At 45.5% G+C, this 13,925-nt stretch carries 16 protein-coding genes; 9 read left to right on the plus strand and 7 right to left on the minus strand.

The annotated features are described in order from the left end of the window. Positions 1-220 precede the first annotated feature (220 nt). Entirely contained in the window at positions 221-1,330 is a 1,110-nt protein-coding gene (gene malK, locus AC6I8U_RS18955) for a maltose/maltodextrin ABC transporter ATP-binding protein MalK (protein ID WP_042469966.1), read from the plus strand. A gap of 68 nt (positions 1,331-1,398) precedes the next feature. Here malK and AC6I8U_RS18960 read toward each other — a convergent pair whose 3' ends face one another. The 3 genes from AC6I8U_RS18960 to AC6I8U_RS18970 form a co-directional block, all read right to left on the minus strand. Next, a complete protein-coding gene (locus tag AC6I8U_RS18960; protein WP_498019294.1) occupies positions 1,399-1,704 on the minus strand; it encodes a hypothetical protein in 306 nt (101 codons plus the stop codon). A gap of 18 nt (positions 1,705-1,722) precedes the next feature. Next, positions 1,723-2,514, minus strand: a complete 792-nt coding sequence (locus tag AC6I8U_RS18965) for a hypothetical protein (protein ID WP_498019295.1) — start codon at positions 2,512-2,514, stop codon at positions 1,723-1,725. Between the two features lie 83 nt (positions 2,515-2,597). Beyond that, positions 2,598-3,248: a curlin subunit CsgB gene (locus AC6I8U_RS18970; RefSeq protein ID WP_498019296.1), complete on the minus strand. Its 651-nt coding sequence runs from the start codon at positions 3,246-3,248 to the stop codon at positions 2,598-2,600. Between the two features lie 397 nt (positions 3,249-3,645). On the opposite strand from AC6I8U_RS18970, the gene AC6I8U_RS18975 reads away from it, so the two are divergent. From AC6I8U_RS18975 to AC6I8U_RS18985, 3 genes are read left to right on the plus strand one after another with little or no spacing between them, the layout of a single operon-like run. After that, the gene (locus AC6I8U_RS18975; RefSeq protein ID WP_394150435.1) at positions 3,646-4,074 is read left to right on the plus strand and encodes a curli production assembly/transport protein CsgE; all 429 of its coding nucleotides are present in this window, start codon (positions 3,646-3,648) and stop codon (positions 4,072-4,074) included. 25 nt (positions 4,075-4,099) lie between these two features. Continuing rightward, positions 4,100-4,501, plus strand: a complete 402-nt coding sequence (locus AC6I8U_RS18980) for a curli assembly protein CsgF (RefSeq protein WP_498019600.1) — start codon at positions 4,100-4,102, stop codon at positions 4,499-4,501. A 17-nt stretch (positions 4,502-4,518) separates the two neighbouring features. Beyond that, complete coding sequence (locus AC6I8U_RS18985) at positions 4,519-5,355, plus strand: CsgG/HfaB family protein (RefSeq protein WP_498019297.1); 837 nt, start codon at positions 4,519-4,521, stop codon at positions 5,353-5,355. Positions 5,356-5,432: 77 nt separating this feature from the next. On the opposite strand, the gene AC6I8U_RS18990 is transcribed toward AC6I8U_RS18985, so the two are convergent. The 4 genes from AC6I8U_RS18990 to AC6I8U_RS19005 all read right to left on the minus strand — a co-directional run bounded on the left by AC6I8U_RS18990 (position 5,433) and on the right by AC6I8U_RS19005 (position 8,323). Further along, positions 5,433-6,017 (minus strand): thioredoxin fold domain-containing protein, encoded by a 585-nt coding sequence (locus tag AC6I8U_RS18990; protein ID WP_498019298.1) that lies wholly within the window; start codon positions 6,015-6,017, stop codon positions 5,433-5,435. Positions 6,018-6,171: 154 nt separating this feature from the next. Further along, on the minus strand, positions 6,172-6,855 hold the full coding sequence (locus tag AC6I8U_RS18995) for a LuxR C-terminal-related transcriptional regulator (protein ID WP_498019299.1): 684 nt from the start codon (positions 6,853-6,855) through the stop codon (positions 6,172-6,174). A gap of 226 nt (positions 6,856-7,081) precedes the next feature. Continuing rightward, a complete protein-coding gene (locus tag AC6I8U_RS19000) occupies positions 7,082-7,759 on the minus strand; it encodes a LuxR C-terminal-related transcriptional regulator (protein WP_498019300.1) in 678 nt (225 codons plus the stop codon). A 363-nt stretch (positions 7,760-8,122) separates the two neighbouring features. After that, entirely contained in the window at positions 8,123-8,323 is a 201-nt protein-coding gene (locus AC6I8U_RS19005) for a restriction endonuclease subunit S (protein WP_234496360.1), read from the minus strand. A 246-nt stretch (positions 8,324-8,569) separates the two neighbouring features. On the opposite strand from AC6I8U_RS19005, the gene AC6I8U_RS19010 reads away from it, so the two are divergent. The 5 genes from AC6I8U_RS19010 to AC6I8U_RS19030 are packed head-to-tail and all read left to right on the plus strand — an operon-like array spanning position 8,570 to position 13,921. Beyond that, positions 8,570-9,526 (plus strand): AAA family ATPase, encoded by a 957-nt coding sequence (locus AC6I8U_RS19010; RefSeq protein WP_498019301.1) that lies wholly within the window; start codon positions 8,570-8,572, stop codon positions 9,524-9,526. A gap of 55 nt (positions 9,527-9,581) precedes the next feature. Beyond that, complete coding sequence (locus AC6I8U_RS19015; RefSeq protein WP_498019302.1) at positions 9,582-10,586, plus strand: DUF58 domain-containing protein; 1,005 nt, start codon at positions 9,582-9,584, stop codon at positions 10,584-10,586. A 14-nt stretch (positions 10,587-10,600) separates the two neighbouring features. Beyond that, positions 10,601-11,092 (plus strand): DUF4381 domain-containing protein, encoded by a 492-nt coding sequence (locus AC6I8U_RS19020; protein WP_498019303.1) that lies wholly within the window; start codon positions 10,601-10,603, stop codon positions 11,090-11,092. Next, positions 11,089-12,057, plus strand: a complete 969-nt coding sequence (locus AC6I8U_RS19025; protein WP_498019304.1) for a VWA domain-containing protein — start codon at positions 11,089-11,091, stop codon at positions 12,055-12,057. Before AC6I8U_RS19020 ends, AC6I8U_RS19025 begins: the two co-directional genes overlap by 4 nt. Beyond that, the gene (locus AC6I8U_RS19030; protein WP_498019305.1) at positions 12,050-13,921 is read left to right on the plus strand and encodes a vWA domain-containing protein; all 1,872 of its coding nucleotides are present in this window, start codon (positions 12,050-12,052) and stop codon (positions 13,919-13,921) included. Before AC6I8U_RS19025 ends, AC6I8U_RS19030 begins: the two co-directional genes overlap by 8 nt. Positions 13,922-13,925 lie beyond the last annotated feature (4 nt).

The raw sequence follows: 13,925 nt of genomic DNA on the forward strand, positions 1-13,925 counted from the left end.
GAGGGTGGCGCCAAATCGTACAGCGCCACCCTTTTTTCTTTCCATCTAGGACAATTTGCACTAACGAAGGAACATAAAACCCTAATACCATAAGCAAAACAGTCCTAACGCTTCAGCCATGTTGCTGGAGTCACACACTGACCAATTTCCTACTATTATTACCTGTCGAATTATCTCTATAATGACCGACGGAAAGAAAAATGAATCGAGGACGAGCTACATGGCGAGTGTCACGTTAAAAAATGTTAGTAAAGCGTACGGTGACGTACTGATCTCCAAGAATGTCGACCTAGAAATCAATGAAGGCGAATTTGTTGTCTTCGTTGGTCCATCAGGTTGTGGTAAATCAACTCTACTACGTTGTATCGCGGGTTTAGAAGACATCACGTCCGGTGATTTGTATATTGGTGACGAGCGCATGAACGATGTTGAACCATCGAAGCGCGGTGTGGGCATGGTATTCCAGTCTTACGCTCTTTACCCTCACCTTAACCTATATGACAACATGTCATTTGGTCTTAAGCTTGCTAAAGCAGACAAAAAAGAAATTGATCGTCGTGTTGAGCACGCTGCAGAAATCCTTCAGCTTGGTCACCTGCTAGAGCGTCAACCAAAAGCACTTTCTGGTGGTCAGCGTCAGCGTGTGGCTATCGGTCGTACTCTAGTCTCTCAGCCAAACGTATTCCTACTAGACGAACCGCTATCTAACCTTGATGCTGCGCTTCGTGTAAACATGCGTTCGCAAATCACGAAACTTCAACGCCAACTTGGCTGCACCATGATCTACGTTACGCACGATCAAGTGGAAGCGATGACAATGGCAGACAAGATTGTTGTTCTAGACGCAGGCTATGTTGCGCAGGTTGGTAAGCCTCTTGAGCTTTACCACTACCCTGATAACCGCTTCGTTGCTGGCTTCATTGGTTCACCTAAGATGAACTTCATGAGCGTATTCATCGAAGAAGTAGAAGCCGAGCGCGTTAAAGTTCAGCTTTCTGATGGCGACTCTTTCTGGATTCCTGTTGACGGCACAACCGTTAACAAAGGCGACCGTATGTCTATGGGCGTGCGTCCAGAGCACTTGGTATCGGCGGAAGAAGGCGATGCGAAAGTCGGTGGCGAAGTCATGATCGTTGAGAAACTAGGTAACGAAACTCAGGTTTATCTAAACCTTGAAAGCGCAGATGCAGACGTTATCTACCGTCAGCCAGATACGCTTTCTGTTGAAGTTGGTGATAAGTTTGAGATTGGTATCCCAGCTCACCGCTGTCACCTATTCCACAGCGATGGCAAAGCTTGCCGCCGTTTGTATAAAGAAGCGGGTGTATAAGCCTTCATAACAGTTTTAAGCATCTTTGCTTGCTGAAAAACCCTCCCTTCTAACGAAGCGGAGGGTTTTTATTTTGGTGAAATATTACAGTATTCGTCTACCGCAAATACCTCTTCATCAACCTTATTTATGACAGTCAAGGGAAAGGCATCTCGTTGAAGATAAAAACTCGATACGCCACCGTTTTGATTCGATGTTAATACAGAGGAGTCGCTCGTCAGAATTTGAATCCTTAGCGATTCACTGTCTCTTACGGTGAGTTCTACCACCAAAAATGGACCGTCTTTGTAACATTTCATGTACTCACCGAGGTTGTTAGCATCAGCGAAAGTCGAACATAGTAAAAAGGCTACCCAAAGGGTAACCTTTTTCATATAGAGGCTCATAGGAGATTAGTACTGAGTCACTGTGACTGAAGTATTGTGAGAGTTTGTTTGAGCAACATACGATGCATCATCCCACGTTTGTGTTACGTCTACCATATTGTTAGTGGATGAATGTAGGAAGACTTTAGAGTCGTTGCGGTTGCCTTTTTGGTTCACACTGATTTCATTGTCTGAACTAGCAGCACGCAGAGACACGATCGACGTGTTATCAAAGCGAGAGGTATTCTTACCCTGTTTAACATCTACTGTGTTGTTAGATGATGCCGCATCAAACCAAACTTCAGAGTCTTGTTGTAAGCCATTTTGTACTACAGTCGTCTCGTTACCTTTACTCTTATTAGTAGAACGAACACGAGACCAGTTATCTACCCCGTTTTGCGTCACTGAAACAGTTGAGTTGTCTTCATCGTGTGCCATGTACACAACAGAGTCGTTAGCGTGACCTGTCTGCATGATATCGACATCTGCGCCACCAGTTTTGCCGGCGATTTTAACCAAAGAGTCATTGAAGCTGAAATTACCAGACTGTGTAATCGCCACATCATTATTGTTACCTGGGCTTTGCAAGCGAATATCAACCGCAGAACGGTTACCGTCAAACACACCTAGCTCACCCTGCATTACCGTGACCGTAGTTCCTTGGTCATTGGCTTGTAGAACCACACTGTTGTTGTCTTGACCTTGATTGGCCAGTTGACCGTAGCCACCGAAGTTGACTTCTTTACCCGTTGCAGGACCATTCGCCAAAGCCGTAGTAGAAGCCAATGCCAAACCTATACACAAAACTAACTTTTTCATAATCACACCTATTTCCTTTTTTTCTTTCCTTGTCGACAGTTTTTCTCTTGCGAGAAACTCTTTCTAAACCGCGCAGCTACCACTCAATTCGCTTGGTTTATATAAACTCTCATGGCACTCGACGCATTGATGATGGCTGCATCGCCACCGTCTTGCGAAATACCGAGATTGGCACCACCTCCAGCAACAACAAGCGCTATATTGTTGTCATTTTGCTGATTGATGCTTAGCCTGTTGGACGAGCCTGAGAAGTTGGCCTGCCCTAGCAACGCTAGATTGTTGTCACCTCGTTGATTGACCAGCGCTTCTCCGTTAAACCCTATTTGCCCAACAGCAGCAGCGTTGTTATCACCCTCTTGGTTGATATACGCCACGTTGTCATTACCCTTTTGTCCCACTAAAGCGGTATTACTCACTCCTTCTTGCCTTACTCTCGACCGATTCCCTGCACCAGGTCCGTGACTTTTTTGCGAGACGATAACAACCGAATCAAATGAGTTGACGATCTCTATCTCCGACAGGTTGTCTACGTCTCCCGAATACGAAGCGAGGTCCTCATAATCGCTTACAATGTCCTCACTCACGCCATGTAAAAAAGAGCCACTCGACGACACACCGCCGTTTGGTGCCAGCACTAATGGAGAGGACGAAACGGGTAATGATGTAAACGCCATTAGAATGGCGCTAGTCACCCCATTCCACACCAATCGACCTCTGTTTCTTGACCATCCCATTTAAGCTCTCCTTGCGTTCAACAATGTTTGTTTGATCACGAAATGAAACTGAGCAAATACGTTGGATGAAGACCCAAAATGTATTTAATGTCCAGTTAACGTGTCGAATATTGTTGCGCCTTGGTAAGAGTAAATATTGGTGAGGACATTAACCCTAAACTTAAATTGATTTATCAAATTAAGTTCTCAATGAGATGTGCAATATCTTTTATGAAATGGTCATCGCAAGTATGAAAAAATTAATCTAATAACTAGTGCTCTAGTTTATTTTGGATTCATATTCGGTGGATTAGTCTTAATGGTGTCGGTGTTATACCGCTTCTCTTGTATCGGGAATGGATTTCAAACGGGATTAGGGATGGATAAGCTGCTTCCTTCAATTGCAACCTTGCTACTTATGACGAGCTCTACCGCGGCTGCGGAGAGTTTGGAGAGTAGTGCTCCCCTTGAAAATGGTGGCAAGCTCGAAAGCCACGAAGCCTCTCCGTTTTACAACTATAACGAAGTAAGCGGTGTCATCGTCGATAGAACGATTACACGTCTGGGTGAGGATTTTTATTTTTTCTTTTCTCAGCAACTGAACGATCAGTACCCAGACTTACAAGAAAACCTTTCGGTCAAAGAAATACCCACAGCATTGTCCGGCAGTATTATTGAAGTGTTTCACTCAAGGCAGGTGATATATAGAACCGCTCTTTCGCCAGGTCGAAGACAAGCAAAAGATAGAGCAAACGATGCCATTAGAGTGGTAGGCAATTATATGATCCGTTGGCAAGCAGAAAGGCTGTATTTAGACACGTTCGATTTAGAGCATGATGAATTCTAAGGAGTCAGGGATGGCAAAAGCAACCATGAAACTTACCCTGTTAGCGGCAGCTATAATGACGCCGCTGTATGCGTTTGGAACGGAACTTATCTATACCCCAGTCAACCCAAGCTTTGGGGGAAATCCGTTAAACAGCACCATTTTGATCAACCACGCCAACGCGATTAATGATTACGAAGATCCAAATGCCAGCACGTTTGATTTTGAAGAAGAGTCTTCGTTGGACAGACTAGCCTCAAGCCTTGAGTCTCGATTAATCAGTCAGTTGCTTGCAGATATTGGCAACGGTAATACAGGACAACTCGAGACCGACGACTTCTTCCTAAACGTCGTCGACGATTCCGGCACCCTGCTGGTTCAAATCGTCGATAAGTTAACTGGTGAATCGACAGAAATCAGTGTTTCTGGACTCAATCCCGACCTCTAATTTACAAGGAAAGAATTATGAAAGGTCTCGTTATGCTATGCCTAGCGGCAATGCTGGGTGGGTGTGCATATTCCCTAGATATTCCAGATACGTCAGCGACACCAAAGCTAATGCCTAGAGGGGCAACATACACAGATCTCGTATCACTCCCTAAGCCTGCGGGAAAGATATTAGTCTCGGTGTATGATTTCAGAGACCAGACGGGTCAATACAAGCCCCAGCCAAACAGTAACTTCTCAACCGCAGTTCCTCAAGGTGGAACATCGTTGCTGACGACTTCCTTACTTGACTCACAATGGTTTATTCCCTTGGAACGTGAGGGACTGCAAAACCTGCTAACAGAACGGAAAATAATCAGAGCGGCTCAAAAGAAGGAAAAAAGCATCTCGAATCACGGTGCTGACTTATCGTCGCTCAACTCAGCCAATGTGGTCATCGAGGGAGGCATCGTCGCCTATGACTCCAACATACGCACAGGCGGTGTTGGCGCCAAATACTTAGGCATTGGCGCGTCAGGGCAATACAGAACGGACCAAGTGACAGTAAACCTCAGAGCGGTGGACGTTCGTAGTGGCCAAGTCTTACTGAGTATCACCACGTCCAAAACCATTTCTTCTCATGAGGTAGGCTTAGGGGCGTTCCGTTTTATCGACTACAAAGAGTTACTCGAAGTTGAAATGGGATACAGTAATAACGAGCCTGTAAACATCGCAATTATGTCAGCCATTGACGCTGCAGTGATTCATCTTATCGTGAAAGGAATGGAAAGAGGTATGTGGTCCTCCCAAGACCCAAACGCGATGTCTAACCCTATCATCGCTCGCTATTCAAACGAGACCACAGAAATACTGTAGTGCTTGAGCACGCTCTCAACGAGTAAGCAGCAAACAGGGCTATGCGGAAAAAGGAACTTACCCGTGGCCCTGTTTTTTCATCCTTGATAAAGCTCAGAGATCAACGCCTCTAGCTCATCCATATTCTTCAATGAAGGCAAAATAATTTGCTTGTTACCATTGACGATAATCGTTGGCGTTTGGCGAATACGGTATTCACTGACCAAAAGGTTGTGCTCATCCATTTCATCTTTTGTGCATTGGCTCGGCGTTTCGAACTCGCTCGCATCGACGCCGCAGTCATCTAATACCTTCAACACATCCTTTCTGTATCTAGGGGCCTCGTCTTTAGTAAAGTGGATTCGACGGATAAGCACCTTGATATAAGCGTGGGCTTTATTTTGTCGCTTGGCGACGACATACCCTTGTTGTATATCATTACCTATCTTTCCAACAGGGACAACGACTTCCTTGATGTCCATAGCTTTGTCTGAAGCAAGCTTAAGAATTGGGTCATGCATCATGGCACAAGGCCCACAATAGGGAGAGTGAAATAGCATGACCATCGGAGTCACTGTAGGTTCCCTATCCATTTCGAGGTAATGGATACCTTCACGAAATTGACCAGCCACACTAACGCCAGACACCAGGCTAAAAAGAAAGACAGTAAAAAGACATCTCATCACTGAAACTCCTGAACAAAAGGAGCTCAAAAGTAATAGAAGCCTTATTTGTAGTGAATTCAATGAGCAGTAGATAAACATAAAAAAGCAGAAGCGAATAGGCTCGGCTTCTGCTGTACATTATTACCACGGTATACTCACTAAGGATTGGTTGTTACGGCACGAACTCACTCGTCGCGACGTTATTTTTAACCCATAGTAGCGCCTGCAGGCGATTCTTCACTTTTATCTTCTTGAACGCGTTATGCAAATGCGCTTTAACCGTGTTTTCGCTTACAAACAAGGCCTCAGCAATCTCTGTGTTGGAAGCACCATCGCCAAGTAATTTTATAATCTGCTGCTCGCGCTTGGTGAGTTTCGTGTAATAAGGACTGGTTTTAGCGCACTGACGACGTCGATAAAAATGTACATACTCGTAGACAAGCTTGCGGCTCATCCATAATTCCCCATCGATAATCCGTTCAAACCCGTTCGCTAATGTTTCTATGGTGTCAGTGTCGTAAAACACCCCAACCAAGTTTTGCCACTTGAGCATATCGGCATGAGCAAGACTTTTCGGCGCGTTTAATAACACCTCTTTCGTATACTGCTCTGTGCCTTCAACGATTTCAAGGTAGCGCTCGATGTTGCCCTTACCAATCGCAGCATAATCAATAATGACGTAATCGAGCTCATGACTGAGTGCCTGCTGTCGTTGCTGATATAACTGCTCAGGGGCAATCAGCCTAATATTCAACGGCACCTTTTGTTCCAGTGATTCCTTCAACAAACTGGATTGCAAGCTGTTCCCCGCCAATAGAATAGCTTGCTTTGTATTGGCGTCCTTGTCATTGGGCATAGCGAACTCCTTGTCAGTATGCTTTTGTGCGCTACTACTTGTGTAGTATAACAAAGGATAGAAAAAGAGAAGCCGAGTGACTTAGTACATATTTGGTATTTACGTCCAAGATTCAGAAAGTTACTTAAATATTCTCAGATATGAGAAACCAGCACGCTTGCAAACTAGCTTTATTTAGCGTTACCGAATTAAATCAGGAAGTCCAAAATCTCCCTGTTTCATTGAGTTAAGCATACTCGTGCACTGAGATGTTATTTTTAGCCCAAATTAATGCTTGAACCCGATTGGTCACGTTTATTTTCTTGAAGGTATTGTGTAAATGTGCCTTAACCGTGTTCTCACTAACAAAGAGCCTCTCAGCTATCTCCACATTCGATGCTCCGTCGCTCAAAAGCTTGATGATTTGCTGTTCTCGTTTGGTTAGATTACTGTAATCAGGATTCGTTGATGCACAAACTCTATCTCGATAAAACATTATATATTCGTGGAGTAACTTTCTACTCAACCACATTTCACCTTCGAGAATACAACCGAACCCTTTGATCACTTTGTCCAAATCATCATTGATATAGAAAACACCCACCAGATGCTGCCATTGCAGCAATTCACTTTGCCGCAGGCCAGGACTCGCATTTATCAACACTTCCCTAGCTCTGCTGTTGGAGCTTGTTTTCAGATCGTGATATTTTTTGAACTGCGATGCTGTGAGTGTTGTGCAGTCAGCAATGATTAAATCAAAGCCCTCTAGGTTAGTGTCTTTGTTGTTGTAGTTAAGCCGTTCTGGGGAAATAAGCCGAATCTCCACATCCAGATTCTGTTCAACCATATCCTTTAACAGGCACGATTGAAGAGTGTTTGCTGCCAACAGTACTGCTCGTTGACTCCTTGCCTGAGCCATCTTCATCTATCACTCCATGTGATTAGTTGATTATTTTTGAATTAATTATTTTAGTTTAAATAACAGGATTAATAATAGACTCTTGTACCCTCAAAACGTCAAGTCGATCTAGATCACAATGAAACCCATTACATTCCATAGCGGGCATAATAAACAGTGGCTTAGGGTTGAGTCTCATTTATGAGACGAATTAGAATTTAGATTAGATAAATATGGCAGTTAAACTAATGAATAAATGCTACTATGTGGCTCATTCGGAAGTTTATATTATTACAGTCATAAATAAGCCCTTACTACTTATTCTAGTCCTAATAACTTAGAAGACCGTAAGGGCTCAAATTAGACAGCTAACTATTGTATTATTAGCAATTAGTGAATCGGGGTTTGGTTGTCCTTGTTGAACTTACCAAAATAGTGCTCTAGCACTTCTGGAGTGAGCTTGCCTTCGGCTTCCAGTCTTTTGAGTTCTGCGGCAATTTCACGTTGTTCTTCAATCGAAGGCAGCGCTACTTCTGGCTCAGACTCTACTTGAGACGCCATTTGCTCTAGCTCTTTCTCAAAATCGCTCATAATGATTAACCTCATCTGTAACTCTAAACTTCGGCAAGTGTACTCGTTTTGAGGGGTCTATACCAATTATCTGTTGAACTAGGTAAGCAACTGATTGCTTTTCATCCAGCTTGCTCTTGAACTTTGTCCATTGCGCCCACAGCTATGTATTTACAAAACAATGACCTAGATTAGGGAACTTTTCTCTCATTGTTTTCTCTATTTCTTATACTGTTTTCTTAATGCTTGCTATAAGGACCCATTATCATGCCAGCACAGTCTTTCCAACAACTACAACAGTACTTGCAATCTCAAGTTATTGGCCAAGACAATCTCGTCAAGCAACTACTCGTAGCATTACTGGCTGATGGTCATATCCTCGTAGAAGGTCCTCCGGGTCTTGCTAAAACACGTGCAGTAAAATCCCTAGCAGATTGTATTGAGGGAAGCTTTCACCGTGTCCAGTTTACACCCGACCTACTTCCATCGGACCTGACGGGTACAGATATCTATCGTCCAGAAACAGGTGAGTTTCAATTTAAATCTGGTCCAATATTCCACTCACTGGTTCTCGCAGATGAAGTGAACCGTGCCCCTGCGAAAGTACAAGCAGCAATGCTTGAAGCGATGGCGGAAAAACAGATCAGTGTGGGTCAAACGACTTATCCATTACCGGAACTGTTTTTGGTGATGGCGACACAAAACCCAATCGAGCAAGAGGGCACCTACCCTCTTCCAGAGGCGCAACTCGACCGCTTCTTGCTTCATTTGGAAGTGGATTACCCTAATGAAGAAAGTGAACTTGAGATTTTGAGGTTGAATCGCGGCGAAGCTCAGGGCGAAACGCACCGATTTGAGGCCAAGATTTCGCAAGAATCGATATTTAAAGCACGCCAAGAAGTCCTTGCCATACACATGGCTGACGCTATTGAGCGCTACATCGTACGCTTGGTCATGGCGACCAGACAACCAAACACTTACAGCGCCAATCTAGAAAACTGGATTGAAATGGGTGTCAGCCCTCGAGCGACCATCGCATTAGACCGAGCAGCGAGAGCGCACGCTTGGTTGGCAGGACGAGACTTTGTAAGCCCAGAGGACATCCATGAAGTTATCTATCCGGTACTACGCCATCGCCTACTGCTAACCTATCAAGCACAGGCAGAAGGCATTGATGGCAATGCGGTTATCGAAGAGCTGTTACGCACTGTGGCTTCGGCATAAATGAAGCTCTGGCATGATTGCTATCGCATTTGTAAGAAGATAAGAATAACACTCTATGTTCACTAGCATTAAATCAAAGCTAAAGCAGGCATTGGGGTCAACTGAAGTAGCTGCACCATCTCTACAAGACTATGTGAAGATGGGAAAACTACCTCAGCAGACTACGGGTGTAACCATCACTCTAGAAGAACTCTGCTTTTACCAAACGCACAGCCAACGGTGGCAGCCACCAGCTAAAAGTATTTGGTCTCAACTCAATGGACAGCATGCGAGTCCACGAAAAGGTCGTGGTATGACCTTTTCCGAAGTTCGCCAATACCAAGCCGGCGATGACGTACGTCAGATTGACTGGCGCGTTACGGCAAGAACAGGAAAAGTTCACACTAAGCTTTTCACCGAAGAGCGAGAACGCCCTGTCGTTCTATTTATTGATTTGACGCCGAGCATGCTCACGGGCACGCAATTGCTACTAAAATCGGTTCAACAGTGCCACTTAGCAGCATTACTCGCATGGGTTGCATTGAGTGGGAAAGATCGCGTCGGCGCAGTAGTTCGTGTTGGATCTGAGCTAGTCGAGATCAAACCTTCTAGTTCAAAGGCATCGGTCCTTCGTCTATTGAGTCAGCTATGTATGCTGCACAATCGCTTCTTACATCAATCGCATCACAAAGAACCGGCTATTCTCGCCGATCCTTTCAATGCTCTCTCTAACCTATGTAAAAAAGGCAGCGAGGTCATTGTTCTTAGCGATTTTTCTGAGCTGAGCGATGAGAATAAACAAGCCATGGGACGACTAGCTAGGCACAATCGCGTACGCGCGATTCAAGTCTTCGACCCAATCGAAATAGGACACACTCTGGCACGGGGTACTCAAAAAGTTCGAGGCAGACATCAAGAGCTATCTCTGGATTTTTCTAGTGCCCACGTCAGGCATCAATTAGCGGATGCTTTTAACGATCAAAAAGACTCGTTGGCAAAGACGTTATCAGACCATGGGATCGCATTGTCACAGATCTCAAGTGGTTCACCATTACTTAGCCAACTCATCAAAACGCTTTAATCGACAACGAAATCATGAATCAATCAACACAAACGTCATCACTGCCTCTTAAACCAATCCACCTTCCTCAAGAACCGGGAATGTGGCCTCTTCCTTGGGGTTACTGGGCAATCTTAGCCGTCGCTATTATTTCAGTTTGCTTTTTGGTGTGGATGATTCGCCACCATAAAAAACGCTCTAGAGCTAAGGTGGCGGCGTCTAATCTTATTAAAACTAACACAAACTCGACACCGTCATCGGCATTGGAAGTCGTTCGGCAAGCGGCACTCAGCTATTTCCCACGTGAAGACATCGCTAAGTTAACGGGTGAAAAATGGTTGTCTTTTTTGGATTCACAACTCGATCAACCTCGCTTTGCCAACAACCATCCGCAATGGCAACAAGTGCTATACACTTCTGGAGTCAACAACAAAGAGACAAACCAAGCGCTCGTCGAAGACTGTCTTTACTGGGTAGAGAAAGCACTCCCCCCTAAACGAAAATACCGAAACTGGAAGCAGTCATGACTGGATTTACGTTTGAATGGTGGTGGATGTTTGCCGCGCTCCCATTACCCATCATTGCCTATCGCTTAATGCCAGCACAGTCCTCATCAGTGAGAGTGACCTTACCGCATATAGACTCTGCCTCGACCACTGCAAATCGTCGAGATACCGTGGGGAAAGTGCTCGCGGTGATGGCGTGGATTTGCTTGGTAACCGCGAGCGCGCGCCCGGTTTGGTATGACGAACCCATTACTGTCTACCCCAAACACCGCGACATGATGCTCGTGATCGATCTGTCCTACTCGATGGCACAAGAAGACATGTTGTTTGATGGCGAATATATCGATCGATTATCGACAGTGAAGCGCGTTGTATCGGACTTCATTCAGCAGCGAGAAGGCGACCGATTGGGCTTAGTCTACTTTGCCGATCACGCCTACCTTCAAACGCCACTCACGTTCGATCACCAGGCGATTGAGACTCAACTCAACCAAACTGTGCTAAAACTTATCGGCACACAAACCGCTATAGGTGACGGTATTGGTCTTGCAACCAAAACCTTCATTGATGGCGATGCGCCCCAACGTGTCATGATTTTGCTCAGTGATGGCAGTAACAATGCTGGTGTTCTTGACCCAATGGAAGCGGCTGAAATTGCCAAAAAGAACAATACCATTATCTATACCGTCGGTATTGGTGCTGGTGAGATGCAAGTACGTGAGTTCTTTATGACTCGCACCGTTAACACTGCGGAGGATCTCGATGAAAGAGCTCTGATCGACATTGCAGAACTGACGGGCGGACAGTATTTTCGAGCAAGAAATGCCAAAGAACTGAGCACCATTTACGATACGATCAACGCACTGCAACCCGTCCAGCAGGCGACTCAGTCATGGCGCCCAAAAACCGAATGGTTTTTTGTCCCTACATTTATCGCCTTACTGTTATTGGCTATGACTCTGATGATTAGGAGGAGCCATGTTTGATTTTGAGTTTCTCTACCCACAAGCACTTTGGCTGTTATTGCCTATGGCGGCTATTTCTCTATGGCTTAAGAGTCGTCAAAAATCTTCAAGAATTATTGCTGACCACCTCGCCAAAGCACTTGGCTCCGATACAAAGCAGAACAACCTTTTTTGGTGGTTCACCCCCCTATGCCTTGCCTTAATCATCGCTTTGGCGGGACCTAGCTTCGGAAAGGCTGAAAAACCGGGCGCTCAATCGGCAAACTCAAGGGTTTTGGTCGTAGATATGTCTCAGTCGGTCTACGCCGAAGACATTAAGCCAAGTCGACTTGCTCAAATCCGCTATAAGGCGCTCGATATATTGTCTCTGTTTGAACAGGGCCAAACCGGGTTGGTGGCGTACGCTGGCGATGCATACACCCTTAGCCCTCTCACAACGGATGCGGCAACCTTAGCTAATGCCATTCAGTATCTCTCCCCTGAAATTATGCCTTTTCAGGGTGCGAGGGCAGATCTGGCCGTTGAACAGGCGGTCAAGCTAATGACACAGGCGGGGACGACTAGGGGCAGTATCGTTCTATTCGCTGACGATCTAAGCTCTTCAGAATCAGAGGCCATAAGCAAGGTGCTTAATGGCACTGACTTCACTTTGTCCATTTTAGCTTTTGGTAGTCAAAGCGGAGCACCTATCCCGCTCAACGATGGCTCGCTATTGACCGACAGCCAAGGCAGAACCGTGGTCGCAAAAACACCCCACAAACAGATGCAACAGCTTGCAAAATCATTGGGGGGCAATTTCGCCACTTATCAAACCGACAACTCGGATATCGAAAAATTAGTAGCAGCATCATCGTTTGAAGGGATCTCCGAGTCGTCAGGGCAAACGCTCGATATCGCTATCAATCATGGCTATTGGTTATTGCCTCTCGCGCTGCTTTTAGTGCTTCCACTGTTTCGTAAAGAAGTGATCTTTTCATTGATTGGTTTGATGGTTGTGTCTGCTGGCTACCCTACTCCCGCGCAAGCTTCAGTGTTAGATGGGGCATTCTTGAATAATGACCAGCGCGGGCTCGCCGAATACGAAGCGAATAACTTTGACCAAGCCGCAGCTCTGTTCCTAGACCCACGCTGGAAATCCGCTGCCTACTATCAAGCTGGTGACTATCAAAGTGCCCTAGATGCACTCGAAGGGCTTGAAACTGTAGATGACTTATATAACCGAGGAAATGCCTTAGCACAGCTAAAGGAGTTAGATCAAGCTATCGACGCCTTTGAAAAAGTACTGGCAGCCGATCCTGGGCATGCTGACGCTAAGTACAACCTAGAGCTCTTGAAACAGCAACAGCAACAGCAACAGCAACAGCAACAGCAACAGCAACAGCAACAGCAACAGCAACAGCAACAGCAACAGCAACAGCAACAAAAGCCTGGAGGCGATGCAGAGCAGGAGCAAGGACAATCTCAGCAGAATTCAGAGCAGCAAGATAGTTCGGAGCAACAAGACACTGCCGACTCAAGTCAGCCTCAGCAGAGCCAACAAGAGCAATCTCAAGACAATGGAGATAGTTCAGAAACACCTCAACCTTCAAGCCCTAGTGAGCCTGAGCCTCAATCACCATCAACGCAAGAGAGCGAGGGAGAACAACATGACGAGCGTCAAAGTGATGCACAATCAACGACAGGCGAAGCAGAGCAAGATTCTAATGAGTCACCGCAAAGCAACTCCAAGGTCACTTCTCAAGCACAACAGCAAGAAGCGAACTCTGACCTTCGTAAACTAGAGCAAGTGGAAAGCGCTCGCGATCCTAGCTATCTACTCAAAGCGCAAATGCTATTGCAAGCTAAAGAGAAAGAGACTCCGTCATCAACGGGTAAGAACTGGTAAACAA

It is taken from the genome of Vibrio sp. KUL80 (assembly GCF_059725495.1).

Excerpts from the sequence above, each read along its gene's own strand:
- malK (WP_042469966.1), top strand. The coding sequence starts at position 221 with ATGGCGAGTGTCACGTTAAAAAATGTTAGTAAAGCGTACGGTGACGTA.
- AC6I8U_RS18960 (WP_498019294.1), bottom strand. The coding sequence starts at position 1,704 with ATGAAAAAGGTTACCCTTTGGGTAGCCTTTTTACTATGTTCGACTTTC.
- AC6I8U_RS18965 (WP_498019295.1), bottom strand. The coding sequence starts at position 2,514 with ATGAAAAAGTTAGTTTTGTGTATAGGTTTGGCATTGGCTTCTACTACG.
- AC6I8U_RS18970 (WP_498019296.1), bottom strand. The coding sequence starts at position 3,248 with ATGGGATGGTCAAGAAACAGAGGTCGATTGGTGTGGAATGGGGTGACT.
- AC6I8U_RS18975 (WP_394150435.1), top strand. The coding sequence starts at position 3,646 with ATGACGAGCTCTACCGCGGCTGCGGAGAGTTTGGAGAGTAGTGCTCCC.
- AC6I8U_RS18980 (WP_498019600.1), top strand. The coding sequence starts at position 4,100 with ATGAAACTTACCCTGTTAGCGGCAGCTATAATGACGCCGCTGTATGCG.
- AC6I8U_RS18985 (WP_498019297.1), top strand. The coding sequence starts at position 4,519 with ATGAAAGGTCTCGTTATGCTATGCCTAGCGGCAATGCTGGGTGGGTGT.
- AC6I8U_RS18990 (WP_498019298.1), bottom strand. The coding sequence starts at position 6,017 with ATGAGATGTCTTTTTACTGTCTTTCTTTTTAGCCTGGTGTCTGGCGTT.
- AC6I8U_RS18995 (WP_498019299.1), bottom strand. The coding sequence starts at position 6,855 with ATGCCCAATGACAAGGACGCCAATACAAAGCAAGCTATTCTATTGGCG.
- AC6I8U_RS19000 (WP_498019300.1), bottom strand. The coding sequence starts at position 7,759 with ATGAAGATGGCTCAGGCAAGGAGTCAACGAGCAGTACTGTTGGCAGCA.
- AC6I8U_RS19005 (WP_234496360.1), bottom strand. The coding sequence starts at position 8,323 with ATGAGCGATTTTGAGAAAGAGCTAGAGCAAATGGCGTCTCAAGTAGAG.
- AC6I8U_RS19010 (WP_498019301.1), top strand. The coding sequence starts at position 8,570 with ATGCCAGCACAGTCTTTCCAACAACTACAACAGTACTTGCAATCTCAA.
- AC6I8U_RS19015 (WP_498019302.1), top strand. The coding sequence starts at position 9,582 with ATGTTCACTAGCATTAAATCAAAGCTAAAGCAGGCATTGGGGTCAACT.
- AC6I8U_RS19020 (WP_498019303.1), top strand. The coding sequence starts at position 10,601 with ATGAATCAATCAACACAAACGTCATCACTGCCTCTTAAACCAATCCAC.
- AC6I8U_RS19025 (WP_498019304.1), top strand. The coding sequence starts at position 11,089 with ATGACTGGATTTACGTTTGAATGGTGGTGGATGTTTGCCGCGCTCCCA.
- AC6I8U_RS19030 (WP_498019305.1), top strand. The coding sequence starts at position 12,050 with ATGTTTGATTTTGAGTTTCTCTACCCACAAGCACTTTGGCTGTTATTG.